The sequence below is a fragment of the Pseudidiomarina aestuarii genome (assembly GCF_048263735.1).
Taxonomy (GTDB): domain Bacteria; phylum Pseudomonadota; class Gammaproteobacteria; order Enterobacterales; family Alteromonadaceae; genus Pseudidiomarina; species Pseudidiomarina aestuarii_B.
On sequence record NZ_JBLXDX010000010.1, the window covers coordinates 1 to 15,684 of the forward strand.

15 protein-coding genes are annotated in these 15,684 nt (G+C 48.4%); 5 read left to right on the forward strand and 10 right to left on the reverse strand.

The window, feature by feature from the left end; genetic code table 11:
• The 6 genes from ACN0S4_RS12770 to ACN0S4_RS12795 all read right to left on the reverse strand — a co-directional run.
• Positions 1-3,026: FG-GAP-like repeat-containing protein (locus ACN0S4_RS12770; RefSeq protein WP_417658039.1), on the reverse strand; the 3,026-nt coding region annotated here is incomplete at its 3' end.
• A gap of 205 nt (positions 3,027-3,231) precedes the next feature.
• Entirely contained in the window at positions 3,232-4,767 is a 1,536-nt protein-coding gene (locus tag ACN0S4_RS12775; protein WP_417658040.1) for a diguanylate cyclase, read from the reverse strand.
• Positions 4,768-5,424 (reverse strand): PAQR family membrane homeostasis protein TrhA, encoded by a 657-nt coding sequence (gene trhA, locus ACN0S4_RS12780; RefSeq protein WP_417658041.1) that lies wholly within the window; start codon positions 5,422-5,424, stop codon positions 4,768-4,770.
• Positions 5,421-5,699 (reverse strand): DUF3081 family protein, encoded by a 279-nt coding sequence (locus ACN0S4_RS12785; protein WP_169931626.1) that lies wholly within the window; start codon positions 5,697-5,699, stop codon positions 5,421-5,423. The genes trhA and ACN0S4_RS12785 overlap by 4 nt, the downstream gene beginning before the upstream one ends.
• An 82-nt stretch (positions 5,700-5,781) precedes the next feature.
• Complete coding sequence (locus tag ACN0S4_RS12790; RefSeq protein ID WP_417658042.1) at positions 5,782-8,904, reverse strand: efflux RND transporter permease subunit; 3,123 nt, start codon at positions 8,902-8,904, stop codon at positions 5,782-5,784.
• A complete protein-coding gene (locus tag ACN0S4_RS12795) occupies positions 8,904-10,067 on the reverse strand; it encodes an efflux RND transporter periplasmic adaptor subunit (protein WP_417658043.1) in 1,164 nt (387 codons plus the stop codon). The genes ACN0S4_RS12790 and ACN0S4_RS12795 overlap by 1 nt, the downstream gene beginning before the upstream one ends.
• A gap of 150 nt (positions 10,068-10,217) precedes the next feature.
• Between ACN0S4_RS12795 and ACN0S4_RS12800 the strand changes: the two genes are divergently transcribed.
• Positions 10,218-10,832 carry a TetR family transcriptional regulator gene (locus ACN0S4_RS12800; protein WP_417658044.1) on the forward strand — a complete coding sequence of 205 codons (615 nt, stop codon included), beginning with the start codon at positions 10,218-10,220 and terminating at the stop codon, positions 10,830-10,832.
• 3 nt (positions 10,833-10,835) lie between these two features.
• Here the strand turns inward: ACN0S4_RS12800 and ACN0S4_RS12805 are convergent, their stop codons facing one another.
• Genes ACN0S4_RS12805 through ACN0S4_RS12820 form a run of 4 tightly spaced genes read right to left on the reverse strand, consistent with a single transcriptional unit; the run spans position 10,836 to position 12,970 of the window.
• Positions 10,836-11,348 (reverse strand): NADPH-dependent FMN reductase, encoded by a 513-nt coding sequence (locus tag ACN0S4_RS12805; RefSeq protein ID WP_417658045.1) that lies wholly within the window; start codon positions 11,346-11,348, stop codon positions 10,836-10,838.
• Positions 11,345-12,004, reverse strand: a complete 660-nt coding sequence (locus ACN0S4_RS12810; protein ID WP_417658046.1) for a DUF2959 domain-containing protein — start codon at positions 12,002-12,004, stop codon at positions 11,345-11,347. Before ACN0S4_RS12810 ends, ACN0S4_RS12805 begins: the two co-directional genes overlap by 4 nt.
• Positions 12,001-12,222, reverse strand: coding sequence for a YqaE/Pmp3 family membrane protein (locus ACN0S4_RS12815; protein ID WP_417658047.1), 222 nt, complete (start codon positions 12,220-12,222; stop codon positions 12,001-12,003). Before ACN0S4_RS12815 ends, ACN0S4_RS12810 begins: the two co-directional genes overlap by 4 nt.
• A 49-nt stretch (positions 12,223-12,271) precedes the next feature.
• On the reverse strand, positions 12,272-12,970 hold the full coding sequence (locus ACN0S4_RS12820; RefSeq protein ID WP_417658048.1) for an SDR family NAD(P)-dependent oxidoreductase: 699 nt from the start codon (positions 12,968-12,970) through the stop codon (positions 12,272-12,274).
• A gap of 181 nt (positions 12,971-13,151) precedes the next feature.
• On the opposite strand from ACN0S4_RS12820, the gene ACN0S4_RS12825 reads away from it, so the two are divergent.
• From ACN0S4_RS12825 to ACN0S4_RS12840, 4 genes are read left to right on the forward strand one after another with little or no spacing between them, the layout of a single operon-like run.
• Positions 13,152-14,042 (forward strand): virulence factor BrkB family protein, encoded by an 891-nt coding sequence (locus ACN0S4_RS12825; protein WP_417658049.1) that lies wholly within the window; start codon positions 13,152-13,154, stop codon positions 14,040-14,042.
• A complete protein-coding gene (gene dtd, locus ACN0S4_RS12830) occupies positions 14,039-14,476 on the forward strand; it encodes a D-aminoacyl-tRNA deacylase (RefSeq protein ID WP_417658050.1) in 438 nt (145 codons plus the stop codon). Before ACN0S4_RS12825 ends, dtd begins: the two co-directional genes overlap by 4 nt.
• A 31-nt stretch (positions 14,477-14,507) precedes the next feature.
• Positions 14,508-15,416 (forward strand): YiiD C-terminal domain-containing protein, encoded by a 909-nt coding sequence (locus tag ACN0S4_RS12835; protein ID WP_417658051.1) that lies wholly within the window; start codon positions 14,508-14,510, stop codon positions 15,414-15,416.
• 10 nt (positions 15,417-15,426) lie between these two features.
• Complete coding sequence (locus ACN0S4_RS12840; RefSeq protein ID WP_417658052.1) at positions 15,427-15,678, forward strand: TraR/DksA family transcriptional regulator; 252 nt, start codon at positions 15,427-15,429, stop codon at positions 15,676-15,678.
• Positions 15,679-15,684: the final 6 nt, after the last annotated feature.

Genomic DNA, 15,684 nt, shown 5'->3' on the forward strand with positions numbered 1-15,684 from the left:
GTAAAGCCAAAGACATCGACCGCTTCACCGACAGTATCCACCGTTGAAGCCAGCGAAAAGCTATAACTCGGTCCGGCTATTAGATTACCGTCCGCATCCGCAGACTCCGTAGTGAACTCAACTAAGGTCGGCGCACTTTGGTTGTTGCGCGGATCGGCAAAATCAAACGCGGCTACATACAAGTCATATGCAGTTCCTAAACTGAGGCCTGAAATTGGGAACGTACTGTTCACATTCGCGTTAACAGACTGCTGGCCGTTAATTGCAACTGACGCACCAGACGCATCTTGTAAGTTAAAAACCTGCGTCGCCGTTGGTGCAGTCGCACCGTCGGGCAAGACCACAAAGTAAAAACGACTCGGTTCATCACCGATGATGTTTAGTGTCGCCGTACTTTGTCCGATATTGGTCATGGTTGGCGTACCGCTGACAAAACTCGGTGCCACATTATCTACCACGGTAATAGTGAATACTTCCTCGACGAAAAGATTTCCTGCATCAGTAGTGCGAACTCGAACGGAATAAGTTCCAGCAGCCATTGCCGCAGCATTGTTGGCGCGCAATGAATTACTACTGATATTAAACGAGGCGTTATCGGTACTACCGGTTCCACTAACCAAGGTATAGGTGTGATTAACATCATCAACATCGGTGGTACTCAACGTTCCTACTACCGCATTGATACCCCCAGATTGATTCACCGAGGCATTGCTGAGCGTAAGATCTGTTGGCGCGTCATTCACAGCGAGGACGGTAACCGTAAAGGTATCTTCAACGAATAGACCACCTGCATCGGTAGCGCGAATCGTAATTGTGGCAGAGCCCGATGTATTCGCAGCATAACTCAACGTCAACACATCCGTGCTATTGTTTATCGACGCACCGACAACGGCCGTATTGTTATTCGCCTCGACACTGTAAATCAGGCTAGACGCATCAGTCTCAGCGTCCGTGAATCTATTGGCGAGTGTAAACGTCGAGTTCCCAGAATCTTCCCCCACGGAAAAGTTGTCAGCAATCGGATTGGTGATTGTCGGTGCTGTGTTCGCGACTGCAGGACCCACAACAAAACTGTTATAGCTATGGTTCGTCAGCGATTGATCACCTTGATAGCCTCCAGATGTGATAGTGACTACAACTCGATCAACGTTGTTAAACGCTGTCGGTAAAGTAACTGTGATCGGGTCGTATTCAGGATCAAAGCCATTAAACGTATGAGTTGCGACTTGCGCACCATCACGATAGCCGTAGGCTGTATTTTCGAACGGAGTTGATTCGCCCCAGTTATAGTAGACGAAGCTAGTCAATGTAAACTGACTCCCGTCAGCCGTAGAAATACCAAAACCTTTAGTGCCTGCGTTTCCAGCTCCTGGGAACGTTAATGCACCAAAGCTAGGATCGTTTGATGCCAAAAAGCTATTATTAACCCACTCGGCACTTGTTAATCGGTTCAGGTTATTGTCGCCGTAATCGGCCAATTCGAACTGAACACCAGCCACATCAACCGAACCACCTGAACCATCTGTAAAAATACCTGGCGATGAAGGATTATCATTCGTGAACGTGAGCATTGGGTTGGTACTCAACGCAACGCCAGCTGTTCCAGTGGTAAAGTTAAACGTGGTTTTATCGTCAATACCTTTGTAAGTCATGCCATCGGCGTCAAACAGCGCTCCAGCCTCAACTTGAACATAATAGCCCGTACTCGCTAGCAGATCGGAAGTTGGGTTTACTGTAACCGTCGATCCGAACGTCGACACACGGCTGCTGTTATTAGCCGCAATGGATTCAACCAAACTGTCATTGGATTGACGATAGATATTGATGCGCTTATTACTTACTGATGAGATGCTCTCATCAAAAGTTAATGAGATGTTTGCGGTAGGTGCTAAACCTGAACTACCGTCTGCTGGTGACGTTGAGCTAAGGCGCGGCGGACGATTGTTAGTACCACCTACGGTGCCATCGTGGCGGCGATAGGTGCTGTTAGCACCTCCAGTTGATATTATTACGTCATCATCGCCGTCATTATCCAAATCAACGAACAAATTACCGCGTTTTGATAGCGTGGATGAACCTGGCCAAATGGTGACGTTTCGCAAGCCAAACGGAGCCGTAATGCTGGAAAATGAGCCGGACCCATTGTTCAGATATACAACATCGTATGTGCTCGTTCCGTAAACAAAGAAATCAAGGTCACCGTCGGCATCATAATCTTGTTGTAAAAAGTCGACTTCATACCGATTAGATACAAAGAATGCCAGTGTCGCACCTGCTTCAGCAACCGGGTGGTCAAGTGATGTAAATGAACCGCTTCCGTTATTCTGGAAATAACTAACCGTGCCGGTATCTCGGTCGATATAGGTCACATCATCAGCACCATCGTTATTCACATCGCCCACACGAATTTGTAGGACAGATGCAAGCCCACTAATTCCTAACGAGGTTGCTGAATATCCACCACTTCCATTATTCAGGTACAACGTACTATAGGTATTGCTACCCTCATTAAAAGTGACCCAATCAATAGCCCCGTCGTTGTTAGCATCAATTGGAAAAGTATCAATAAATCCTGAAAATTCGAGCACACCTCCAGCTGCAACCACAGGGTGGGTAACTTGTGTGAAGGTACCGTTGCCATTATTACGTTGGTAACGAACTCCTCCGGAGATGATTTCGGTAATATCATCATCGCCGTCGTTATCGACATCATTGATGAAAACCAGGCGAGGAGAGGAAATAACGAATGGAATAGTGGATTCACTAAAGCTACCAAGACCATTGTTGGTGAATAACTTTGTATAGTTGGATGTCGCCGTATTGTAGACAATAAAGTCTATGTCGCCATCGTTATCGAAATCGATTGGTATAGGATCGATATTGTCACTGTCAGCAATTTCAGCCCCCGCCGTGATAAGCGGATTCGTTGCCGTGACATAACTGCTGCCGGCAAAGACTGGGATTGAAACGAGGTAAAGAAGTGAGGCGAACGAGACTAGAGTCGTCTTAGAGGCAAATACGCGCATCGTAAATTTCCTTATTCACTTTTTAGCCTGACACGCGTTACGGCTTATTGATGCTGCACATGGGCCCGAAAATGAACTTTATTTTGTAAATATTGCGTAAACAGATGCCTTGATTATTCATTAATTTGGGGGAATTACCAACAATGAGGGTAATTAATTCAGCTTTTTATGCCATTTGAAATAGGCTAATGTTTAATTGATGAGCTTAGGCGACGATTACACGATTACGCCCGGACTCTTTCGCTTGATAGAGCGCTTTGTCTGCGCGCTCGAGGGTAGTATCGAACGACTCATCAAGTTGCCAGAGGGTGGCACCGATGCTCATGGTGACGGTAAATACGTCTTTGTCACTGTTGAACTGGAGTTGCTCCATGCGCTCACGAATGCGATCACACAGCTGTCGGGCGCCATCAAGGTCGGTATTTTCCAATAATAAACTGAATTCCTCACCACCCGTACGAGCAGCGATATCAATTTGACGAACCGTCGCACGCAGCAATGAACCTAATGCTTCAAGTACTTCATCGCCAACACCATGCCCATAGGTGTCGTTCACTCGTTTAAAATTATCGAGGTCAAGAATCACGACTGCGAGCGGCGTTCCAAGTCTCTTCGAACGTTCGCACATATCACTGGATGCAGCGAAAAACGCGCGTCTATTGCCAAGGTTCGTCAAAGCGTCGGTGGTAGCCAGCTGCTCCAAGCGTTGATTCGATTTCGTCAGTTCGGCGGTGCGCGACTGCACTTCACGTTCTAATTGCTGATTAATGTTAGCCAGCGGTCGCGATATTTTTTCTGCTGTCATCCAACCAATAAGAGCAAACACGATGATAACCGCACCGCCTATCCAAAACGCCTGAACGCGTAATTCTTGGATCGGCTGATAAGCGATATCAAGAGGTTGCCGCACCATGACTTGCCATTGAGGTCCGCGATAATCTCGATAATCTTGAGCAACGGCGTAACCCATAAGATAGTCGTTGCCGTCAGGCCAACTCATCACGCCGTACCCGCCACTGAGCATCGCAGGTGAAATCTCAATTGGATTGGCTTTTTCTAGTAAGCTCGCAGGACCCAAAATAATGGCATCTTCAGAACTAACGATGAGAATCTCGGCTGATTGGTGGAGTTGCAGGCTTCGTTGCATAGATTCTTGTAGCTCAAAAGCCCAGTCCCAATTTAGATGTGCACCTAACACGCCAATAAATTCACCTTCAGGTGACAATAGCGGTACCGCAACATCCACAAATCGCAGTGGCTGATCGCCATCTGGATTGAGTTCCTTTTCAAGTAACAGCGCACCATGTACGTCGCCGATAAAGTAGTCTTCTTGGGCTTCAGTAAACCAAGGGCGTTGACTGACATCCGCTCCTTCAAGTAGCCCTTGAGTACTGACTAATACCATACCATCTGCGTCCGTTAAGCCAATCCATGCATACGCAGGGAAACTTGATTGTAATGAATCAAGGAGCCGGCGAAATCTTTCCAACCGGTCATCACCGGCAGTTACTGAGCGCATGAGTTGCGCGGATACCCGCATATCGCGATAACGCTCGAACATCCCGCGTTCAAGTTTATCGGCTAGTTGAAATGCCACATCGCCCAACGATGAACCAACTTGCTCTTGAAGTTGCTTGGTTGCTGCTTGGGTAACAATAGAAGTGAGAATAATAGACAGCGCCAAACCGAAGAGGGCGTAAATAAGAAACCAGCGGATTTTCAAGTTCACTGGTACTAGCATTTAGATGAGGTCCGGCCGGGGCAGCACAAAATAAAAAATCGAAAAGAAGTGCAAAATACTACCGGCTAATACGAACAAGTGCCAAATAGCATGATGAAAGCGTAACGATTTCCAGACATAGAAAATAACGCCGAAACTGTAAGCTAATCCACCCGCCAAAAGCAGCCATAAACCACCAGCTTCGACATTATCTAGCATGGGTTTAATCGCAATAACGGCCATCCAACCCAAGCCTAAATACAGCGACAGTGATAACCATTTCTTGCGCTCTTGTAGAGTCACCTCTAACACCACACCAATAAGAGCAATGCTCCATACCACACCAAGTAACGTCCAGCCCCAAGGCCCGCGCAGGTTCACTAAAGCAAATGGTGTGTAAGTACCCGCTATTAAGAAGTAGATAGCAGCATGATCCATTTTTTGGAAAACCGCTTTAACACGCGGCCATGGAAAGGAGTGATACAGAGTTGAGGCGGTGTACAACAAAATTAAACTCGCGCCGTAAATCGATGCGCTAACCACATGCCAAGTATCGCCGTACTGCAAAGCCCAAGCGACCATAAATACTAGACCAACCACACTCGCAACGGCACCAAAACCGTGAGTGAGAGCATGGGCAACTTCTTCGGCAATACTATAGGGCTTGTGCTGACTCATTCACCGCGACCTGGTTTATGGTAATCCTTACTTATTTGCTCCAGCTTACGCATAAATAGGTCAAAGTCACGCTCGGAGTTGTAATCAAGACGATACTTATTGTGAAACTCGAGTGTCATTTTGACATTGTGACCCTCAAGGAAAACCGTGTAGCCATCATGATCGGTATAGCCAGTAATGCCATCCAAGGTATGCTTACCTTGTTCTGATTTACCGTGTTCATGGATTTGTTCGAACGCATCTAATACGAGACGTTGATCGATATCGTTCCGCATGGTCATATCTCCAAAAAAATTGGGCGTATCGCTACTAATTAATCGTTACGCCCAATATAAGAGTTTAGCCCACTTTCACGACTTACGTTGACTCGTCGGCTGATTCTTTTGATCTGCGGTCAATCAACAGATAAAACAAGGGAATGAAGAAGATGGCGAGGAAGGTCGCTGCTAGCATTCCGCCTACCACAGTGGTCCCAACCGCATTTCGTGCCGCAGAGCCGGCGCCTGAACTTAGCATTAATGGCACCGCACCAAGAATAAATGCTAACGACGTCATCACTATGGGTCGGAACCGCAGTTTCGCAGCTTTGATCGTCGCATCCCACGCGGATAGACCTTGCTCTCGCTGCAACACGGCGAACTCGACAATTAATATCGCGTTCTTCGCTGCCAACCCAATGAGAACCAGAAGTCCAACCTGGAAATAGACGTCATTCGCCATACCCGATAGGGTCACAGCTATCGCAGCGCCAAATAAGGCGAACGGTACTGCGGTGATAACCGCTAACGGCAAACTCCAGCGCTCATATTGCGCAGCTAGAATGAGAAACACCACGACAATACCGAAAATAAATGCAGTTTGCGCCGCACTTCCGGTTTGCTGTTCTTGGAATGCTGAACCCACCCAGAACAACTGATAATAAGGGTCTTCACCAGTCACTTCGGCCACAATTTGCTCCATAATCGGAATCACATCACCGGAACTGTAACCGGGAGCTGGGCTTCCCATTACTTTCGCAGCAGGATAATTGTTGTAGCGATCGACAATATCAGGCCCGGTCGTACGCGTTACTGTGACCACAGAGTCGAGCGGTACCATTTCACCGCTGTCTGCGCGCACAAAAACCTTCGCGAGATCATCCGGTGACGAGCGAAACTCGGACTCAGCCTGCATGTATACGCGCCAGACTCGTCCGAACAAGTTAAAGTCATTCACATAAGACGCGCCAAATGTACTACGCATGGCGGCAAAAATTTCGGTGATGGAGACACCCATACTTTTTGCACGCTCACGATCAACATCGGCTTGGTACCGCGGAATATTTGGATTCAAAGTGGTTCTGACGCCTTGCATGGCCTCATGCTCATTGGCACGTTCCGCAATCTTGCTAGCCATTTCATACAGCTCTTGCGGCGTCGCACCTTGTGTATTCGCCAGATACCCTTCAAAGCCGCCAGTAGTTGAAATACCTTGTATCGGCGGCGGGTTGAATGCGGTGACTGAGCCTTCTGGGAATTCGTCGCCCAGCGCAGCAATACGTTGTGCGAAGTTCTCGCTGCTATCGGCATCAAGATCGCGATCATCCCAATGTTTCATGGTGATAAAACTAGCGCCAGCATTGGTCTTCAAGCCGCCAGCAATCAAATCGAAACCAGTAAAACTCATGGCTTGATCGATTAAGGGCTCTTCGGTGAGACGTTTATTAAAACGCTCTACGAATTCGTCATTACGCTCAAATGAGGCACCGTCTGGCAGATAGTGCGCAGCCATGACATACCCTTGGTCTTCATCAGGCACCAAGCCACCTGGCATCCGCCACACCAGTAATGCTGAGACCGCAATCAACGCTATAAACAGTGACACGCTCAGTGCCGCACGTTTGAGCATGAATTGCACACCATCGGTGTAACGCTCCGTCATGCGCTCAAACCATGCATTAAACTTTTGCAGTAACTTCGGTGGCGGTGTTTCTTTCTCTTTCAACAACAGCGCACATAATGCCGGCGTGAGGGTCAGCGCGACAATACCAGAGATGATTACCGAAATAGCGATAGTGATAGCGAATTGCTGATACATGATACCAGCTAAACCACCGATAAATGCGACCGGAATGAATACCGCCGATAACACTAAAACGATGGCAATAACTGGGCCTGCAACCTCTTCCATAGCTTTAATTGCAGCCTGTTTAGGTGGCAGTTTCTCTTCACGCATCACCCGTTCAACGTTCTCGAGCACCACTATGGCATCATCAACCACAATACCTATAGCCAGTACCATCGCGAGCAATGTCAGTAGGTTGATGGAGAAGCCAAACACATACATACCCGCCATCGCCCCAATCAATGACACCGGCACAGCAATCAATGGAATGATAGTGGCGCGGAATCGCTGTAGAAACAGGTAGACCACACCAATAACCAATAAAACCGCCTCAATCAGCGTTTGCACAACTTGGCTAATGGATACTTCAACAAATTCTGTGGTATCAAATGGTACGCTGTACGACACACCAGATGGGAAATTTGCCGCCATGCGTTCTACTGCTTCATCAACCAATTGCGAGGTTTCCAACGCGTTTGCACCAGGGCGCAGATAGATACCGATAGGTACCGATGCTTGCTGGTTTTGCATGGCATCAAAGGTATAGCGAAGCGCGCCCAACTCGACTCGCGCAATGTCACGAACCCGCACCATACTGCCGTCTGACTGGGCTTTCAGAATAATCTGCTCGAATTCTTCAACGCTTGAGAAACGACCATCTGTCGCTACGGTTAGGGTAAATTCTTGCGCGTTATTTGGGTTCGGTGGAGCACCAAATTGACCCGCAGCAAATTGCGCATTCTGTTCATTAATGGCCGCTCGAACATCGTTTGGCGTCAGGTCATACTCCGCCATCTTGTCCGGCCGCAGCCAAATACGCAGGGCGTAGGTTTTAGATCCGAACATGGTAGCTGAACCAACCCCAGGGACACGTTGAATTTCATCCTGTATGGTCATCAACGCATAATTGTTCAAAAAGATTGGATCGCGACTGCCATCGGGCGAGTTGAGCGCCACAATTTTCAACAGCGCATTCGATTCTTTCGAGACGCTCACTCCACCGGTGCGCACTTCCTCTGGCAAACGCGAGAGTGCGCTTTCCATCTCATTGGTGACGTCTATTGCCGCTTGATTTGGGTCAGTACCCACGGCAAAGGTGATCTTCAGATTCATTTCACCTGAGTCATAAGTGGCCGTCGTCATATACAACATGTTCTCGACGCCATTGATGGATGACTCTAATGGCGCAGCTACCGCATCTGCAACCGCTTCAGCCGAAGCACCTGGGTAGGTAGCTGACACCACTACCTGTGGCGGTACCACTTGGGGATACTGAGCAATCGGCAAACCGCGCATGGCTGCAAGGCCCGCTAGCACGATGATAATGGACAGTACCGACGAGAAAACGGGCCGTTCTATAAAGAACTTCGAGAACATTAGTCACCGCCTGTGTATGGTTCTGCATTCACCTCGACACCCGGACGTAACATAGCCAAACCTTCCACAATGACCTGCTCGCCAGCATCAAGACCCGAATTAATCACAAATCGATCATCAATGCGCGGACCAACAATTACCTCACGCATTTCGGTTAACCCTTCATTATTCACCACGTAAACGATGCTTGTTTCGCCTGATTGCACGAGGGCACGTTGGGGAATCGCAATCGCATCGGGTAATTGAATATCGGGGATACGTACACGCGTAAACTGACCCGGCAGAATTTCTGCTTCTGGATTAGGAATTTGCGCACGCACGTTAATCGTTCCGGTTTCGGCATCAACGGTACGACTGATGAAATCAATCACACCTTCATGATCGAACAGCTCACCACTGCTGCGCTCAATTTGCGCAGTAGGCGAGTCACTTGGTAACCCATCAGTTTCCCGCACACCCACTTGTTTCAGCAGGTATTCGGATGCAAGGTCGTTCTGCGGTACGGAAAAATACACATAAAGCGGGTCCAACTGAACCAACGTGGTCAAGGTATCGCCTTCATTCACAACATTACCTATGGAGTGTTGTTCACGACCGGCAATACCGACAATTGGTGACTGTACCTGAGTGTAGGCCAAACTGATTTTTGCTTCTTTCAACGAGGCTTCAGCTGAGGCGTAATTGGCATCCGCGAGCTCGACATTGGCGAGGCCTTGATCACGATCACGCTGTGACACCGCACCTTCAGCAAATAATCGCTGAATACGTTCCCATTGACGTTGCGCATCGCTGCGTTCGGCTTCGGCGCGCTGCAAATCAGCTTTGGCTTTTTGAACCGCGACCGCATAAGCATCGGGCTCAATAGTGAAAAGCAAATCACCAGCGTCAACCAACTGACCCTCATCATAGTCGCGGGTTTGCAACATACCTTGCGTACGTGCACGCACGGTGACCTCTTTCGAACCCTGCGTACGCGCTGCGTAAGAGCGACTCAACGTCAAGTCTTCGCCAGCCGTTTCAACCGTTAACACACGCGGCAATGACTCTGTAGCTTGCGCTTCATCTTGAATCGCTGCCTGTCCGTCTGAACAACCTGCTGTCAGGACTAATGCTGCCAACAATGCTGTGAACTTGTAGGGGTGCAGTGCTGTAAAGTTCTGCATAACTAATTCACCTTAGCTTTGAGTATGACTACATACTAAGGAAGCATCTTTACAATGTTGAGTGGCTTTGCTCTATCTTTACATACATACATGCATGTTTGATTAACTTGCTGTATAATTCGCCTAGTTCTGAATTAAAGAGGTTTTGCCGTGGTTCGTCGTACCAAAGAAGATGCACTGAGCACCCGCCATGACTTATTGGATGCAGCCGAACGTTTGTTCAGCGAACGCGGTGTTGCAACAACGTCGATGATGCAAGTAGCCGAGGCTGCCGGCGTCACTCGAGGGGCCATCTACCATCACTTTGACAACAAACTCGATCTAATTGATTCACTTATGGACCGGGTCAAACTTCCAGTCGATGAGATGTTTGAGGAACTGGCGAAAGCCATTCCCGATGATCCGCTGGGTCAGCTAAAGCATCGTTGTCTAAAAATTGTGAAACAAGTGCAAGATGATCAACACACTCAGGCGTTGATCAACATCCTCTTTCACAAATGCGAATACATTGATGATGTGTTACCCATACATCAGCGCCACCTACACGGGCGTAATGCCTGCATTGATGAGTGCGAAAAGCTGATTGAGCATGCTATTGAAAAAGGGCAAGTGTCTCGGAACGTAAAGCCGCGTGAAACGGTAATTGGCATGTTTAGCTTGATTGATGGGTTGATGTACAACTGGCTCCTTGATCGAGACTATTTCAATCTCGAACAAGTCGCCAAAACATCACTGGACCGATATTGCGCCAGCTTAGCTGACTAACAACTAGTCACCTTGCTGTAAGAAGTTTTTCAGGAAATCATCATCCATTTTCTGAATGGTTTCGTCACTCGCGTTCGGACAACTCGCGAACATAGGTGCAACCCAAGCTTGCAAGTTCATCACAACCGCTCGTAAATGGTCCATTGCACGCATAGCACCTAACCGACCTGGTGAAGCACCAGCCAACAACACCGTCTTACCTTTCCACGGCTGCTGGTCCACACGTGAACTCCAATCAATCGCATTTTTCAATAAAGGTGGTATCGAACTGTTGTACTCAGGAGTAACAATCACGACCTTGGTGCAATCTCGAATGGCGGTGACTAATTTTTGAATTCCCGCAGGGACTCCATGTTCAGCCTCATAGTCGCCTTGATACAAAGGCGCATCAAGTTCTTCAGCTGGATACACATGACAAGCAACACCAAGTTCCTTAGCGCGATCCGCAATGCGCTGTTGTAACTTCTTGTTGAGCGACTCTTTGCGACTACTCCCTGCTAAAATCAATATACTCATTCGGTACGACCCTCCTGCATTGCCTTGATAAAGGCATCTGATTCATTGATGGCTTGTTCCATTTCCTCGATCAAACTGCTGATATCGCTCTGTAATGTGCGATATTCACCCCGAATGGCGTCTATTGCCGCCGCATTCAGGTTATGCTTCAGATAGAGTACGTTGTCTCGCAGTTTTTCGAGCACCGGCGGCATGGTATCGGCCGCACGTTCCATACTCGCAAGTAAACTCTTGTAGCGTCGCTCGGTTTCTCGAAGTGAACGCTCACTTTCTATGCGCATTCCTTCATTACTGTACTCATCGAGTTCATCTTGCCATTCATCGAAGAGATCTTGAGCGACGTCATCAATCGCATCAATTCGATCATAAACACGGTCGGCTGCGGCTTTACTGCTCTCATAATCATCATTGAGTGCGTTGTAAGTGGCTTCTAATTCACCACCATCGAACTGCAATAATTCATTAAGGCGTTCGAGCGCAGATTTAAACTCTTGCTGCGCATCCGCTTGGGAATCACGCGCTTCATCAACTCGGTCGACCAAGATGTCGCGCTTATGGATACCAACCTTTTCCATCGCACCATAATAAGCACTGGAGCACCCACTCAGCGCCAGCACCATGACACTTATCAACAATGTTTGTGACCAGGTTTTCATGCATCGCCTCCAACTTGCTTACTGCGCTTGTGGTAGCCGTCAATTACAAATGCCGCGTGCATAATACAAACTAGCCATAACCACGCCAGACCGAACATTGATACTAGCGTAAGGGTGATCACCACGGCGCACAGCACTGTGCTCAAAATGGCATGGAATATACGACCCGTCGTTAAAATGGCGAGCGGAGGTAAAAATATCGCAAGTAAATAACGCATAACGGCTCCTTCTTTTTTCTTACCTTACGCTATTTTAGCCGCCAATTCATCAGTAAGGCAGTTGCTTCCCATCCCAATGAAACAGTTGTCCGCTTTGCTCTGGCTCAAGGTTGGCGATGACCTGCCAAATACGCTCAGCCGATAGCTCTGGCGTGTACAATTTGTCGGCAGGAAGGCGCTGTTGAAACGGCTTGGACAGCTCGGTATCGGTCGTGCCCGGATGAATAGCGGCAATGGTCAGCTGCTTGTGAGTACGCTTCAGCTCAATAGCCGCGGTTTTCAGCAACATATTGAGCGCTGCTTTACTGGCACGATAGCTATACCAACCACCGAGATAGTTGTCGGTAATGCTGCCCACTTTGGCACTGAGCTGAACCCACACACAGGGCGACTTGGTCGGCAAATGCGACTTGAGTGCCTGCAACAGTAGCATCGGCAGCACAGCATTAACGTAATAGGTTTGCTGCAACGCTTCTGCGCTCAAGTCCTCGAGTCGCTTTTCCGGCATAAAGCTGTTGGTATGCAATATTCCCAATGCGCTAACCACACCCGCCAGCGTTTGACCTTCAATAGCGTCCAAAACAGGCTGTAGATGCTCAGGTTCATAACCTTGCACTTGGATCCATTGGCTAGTGAATGCTTCAGGCTGCGCCGACCGACTCACAGCAATCACAGCGTCACCGCGCGCGACTGCGTGTTGCGCCAGCGCCAGCCCAAGACCACCACCAGCTCCAAAGATTAAGTACATACCACCCCCTAGTAACGGTGAATAGTGAATAGTGAACAGTGAATGGATAGAGCATTAGAGGCTCATCTGCCCTTACTGTTAACTATTCACGGTTCACTCTTCACTTGAATTTCATTACTTGTTTACGTTTGCTTCGGTGTTTGGGATTATAGATTCCGTTTATTCCTTTACTGGAGCGCTCATGACCAGCACTCGTTCTACCCGTTGGCTCGACTACATGCGTCTTGCATGGGGGTTCTTGCGTCATTTTGGGAAGCGGTGTGCCGACGACAAAGTCTCGGTCATTGCTGGGCATTTGACCTTTGTCAGCTTGCTGGCACTGGTGCCGCTCATGGTCGTCATGTTCTCCATTTTTGCCGCATTTCCCATGTTTGAGGATATTCGCGTGCAACTGCAAGAATTTCTGTTTGCGAATTTGCTGCCGACCTCTGGCGAAGTCATCACCGAATATCTGAATACTTTTGTGACCAATGTTTCCAACATGACCACCATCGGGATTATTTTTGTGGTGATTGTGGCAGTGAATCTAATTTCGACCATAGAAGCGACTATGAATCGCATCTGGCGCAATCATAAACGGAGACGATTGACGGTCGCGCTCGCGGTGTATTGGATGATTCTCACGCTAGGACCCATATTGATGGGTATTGGTATGGCGGTGTCATCTTATCTAATTTCACTGACGGCATTCGCTGAGGATTATGTCAGTGGTTTTCGCGAAATGTTATTAAGCACGGTGCCCATCATTACCTCAGTGATTGCCTTTTTACTGTTGTACGTGATGATGCCCAACCGCCTCGTGAAAGTGCGCCATGCCATTTGGGGTGCGCTGTTTGCAGCCATTCTGTTTGAACTCGCGAAGAAAGGCTTTGCTGCTTATATCACGGCATTTCCGTCCTACGAGGCCATCTATGGCGCGCTTGCAGCTATCCCGATTCTATTGCTGTGGATTTTCGTTTCCTGGAATATTGTCCTGATTGGTGCGGAATTCACGGCAGCACTCGAAGAGTATATTGATGAATTGCAAAAATCCGCGGACGACAAAGAAACACCCACAGAAGAGAATGCATGAAAGCTTTATTACAACGTGTCACGCACGCTAAAGTAACCGTTGAAAACCAAACAGTTGGAGAAATTCAAAGCGGTCTATTGGTGTTCTTAGGCGTTGAACTGAATGACACCGAGGCACAGGCAAAGAAGTTGGCGCAGCGATTACTGGGCTATCGCATGTTTGCGGATAGCGATGACAAAACGAATTTGAGTGTGAGTGACATTCAAGGCGAAATCTTGGTAGTCTCTCAGTTCACTTTAGCGGCGGATACCAACAGTGGTCGCCGACCGAGCTTTTCAACTGCAGCGCCACCTGCTCAAGCCCAAGCTTTATACGAGTTTTTTGTCGACCAACTGCGCGGTAGTTCATTAACTATTGCGACCGGACAGTTCGGTGGCGCTATGCAAGTAAGCTTAACCAATGATGGCCCGATGACCTTTTTATTAACGGTTTAACGCGCCAGTCAGTAACCCACGGATGACAGTGATGTACTCAGTCATAACACCGACAACGCCAGCAGAATTTGAACGCTACTATGATTTGCGCTGGCGGGTATTACGCAAGCCGTTTCAGCGCCCGCGTGGCTCGGAACAGGATGAATACGATCAAGTCGGTATTCATCGCATGATTGTCGATGAGAGTGGCGCGGCCATTGCTATTGGTCGGTTGCATTTTAATTCGCCTGACGAAGGTCAGATTCGGTTTATGGCATCAGCACCCGAACATCGCGGCGGCGGGCATGGTGTTGCCATTGTTTATGAATTAGAAAAGGTTGCCCGTGATGAAGGTGCAACGCATGTCATCATCAATTCCCGTGATAACACGCTCGGGTTTTATATCAAATGTGGCTATGAGTTGGTGGAAGAAGCCGATACGGTGAAGAACCCGAGCGCCGAACACCAGCTACGGAAAACCCTGACAGAGCAAAACCGGATAACCTACCGCCCCGATTGGTGCAAAGAACTGCAAGATACTTGGCACGAAGATATTCCTATTTCGGAAACCATGGGCATTCGTATTCAGCAATACACGGGGCGCGCTTTTACCACGCAAGCCATGCTGTCACGCAACATTAATGTGCATGGAACCATGTTTGCTGGCAGTATTTATTCGCTCGCGACCTTGACGTGTTGGGGGTTGCTGCATTTACAATTGCGCGAACGACAACTGCATGGCGCAATTGTGCTAGCTGATGGTGCTATCCATTACCATAAACCCGTCACTCGTGAACCGATTGCTGTGGCCCATGTAGTGGATATGATTGGTGATTTATCGGCTCTCACCGAAGGTCGCAATGCTCGAGTCACACTAAAAACTCAGATTTTTGACGGTGATAAACCGGTCGCTGAGTTCTCGGGGCAGTTCGTCGTCATCGCAAATAAAAAAGAAGCATAAGGATGCAAGCATGAGTGAATCATTAACCGCACAGCAGTTGTTGCGCATTCGGGGCAAATTAGAAGCTATTGTTGCTGATCAACCTGGCACCAAGCATGCCGACAGCGCAACGGCAGCCCTGCAGCGTATGCGGAGCGGTGAATATGGTTATTGTATTGAATGCGGCGACGAGATTTCAGCAGCACGTCTGGCGGCCAAGCCTGATGTCGCGCTCTGCGTCGACTGCCAAGCCCTCAAAGATGAAGAAGACGAGGACGCTTAAACGCGC

What these genes read in the sequence shown, in the direction of transcription:
- ACN0S4_RS12820 (WP_417658048.1), bottom strand. Translation starts at nt 12,970, where the DNA reads ATGTACTTAATCTTTGGAGCTGGTGGTGGTCTTGGGCTGGCGCTGGCG.
- ACN0S4_RS12785 (WP_169931626.1), bottom strand. Translation starts at nt 5,699, where the DNA reads ATGCGGAACGATATCGATCAACGTCTCGTATTAGATGCGTTCGAACAA.
- ACN0S4_RS12775 (WP_417658040.1), bottom strand. Translation starts at nt 4,767, where the DNA reads ATGCTAGTACCAGTGAACTTGAAAATCCGCTGGTTTCTTATTTACGCC.
- ACN0S4_RS12835 (WP_417658051.1), top strand. Translation starts at nt 14,508, where the DNA reads ATGTACTCAGTCATAACACCGACAACGCCAGCAGAATTTGAACGCTAC.
- ACN0S4_RS12810 (WP_417658046.1), bottom strand. Translation starts at nt 12,004, where the DNA reads ATGAAAACCTGGTCACAAACATTGTTGATAAGTGTCATGGTGCTGGCG.
- ACN0S4_RS12790 (WP_417658042.1), bottom strand. Translation starts at nt 8,904, where the DNA reads ATGTTCTCGAAGTTCTTTATAGAACGGCCCGTTTTCTCGTCGGTACTG.
- ACN0S4_RS12795 (WP_417658043.1), bottom strand. Translation starts at nt 10,067, where the DNA reads ATGCAGAACTTTACAGCACTGCACCCCTACAAGTTCACAGCATTGTTG.
- trhA (WP_417658041.1), bottom strand. Translation starts at nt 5,424, where the DNA reads ATGAGTCAGCACAAGCCCTATAGTATTGCCGAAGAAGTTGCCCATGCT.
- ACN0S4_RS12825 (WP_417658049.1), top strand. Translation starts at nt 13,152, where the DNA reads ATGACCAGCACTCGTTCTACCCGTTGGCTCGACTACATGCGTCTTGCA.
- dtd (WP_417658050.1), top strand. Translation starts at nt 14,039, where the DNA reads ATGAAAGCTTTATTACAACGTGTCACGCACGCTAAAGTAACCGTTGAA.
- ACN0S4_RS12805 (WP_417658045.1), bottom strand. Translation starts at nt 11,348, where the DNA reads ATGAGTATATTGATTTTAGCAGGGAGTAGTCGCAAAGAGTCGCTCAAC.
- ACN0S4_RS12815 (WP_417658047.1), bottom strand. Translation starts at nt 12,222, where the DNA reads ATGCGTTATTTACTTGCGATATTTTTACCTCCGCTCGCCATTTTAACG.
- ACN0S4_RS12840 (WP_417658052.1), top strand. Translation starts at nt 15,427, where the DNA reads ATGAGTGAATCATTAACCGCACAGCAGTTGTTGCGCATTCGGGGCAAA.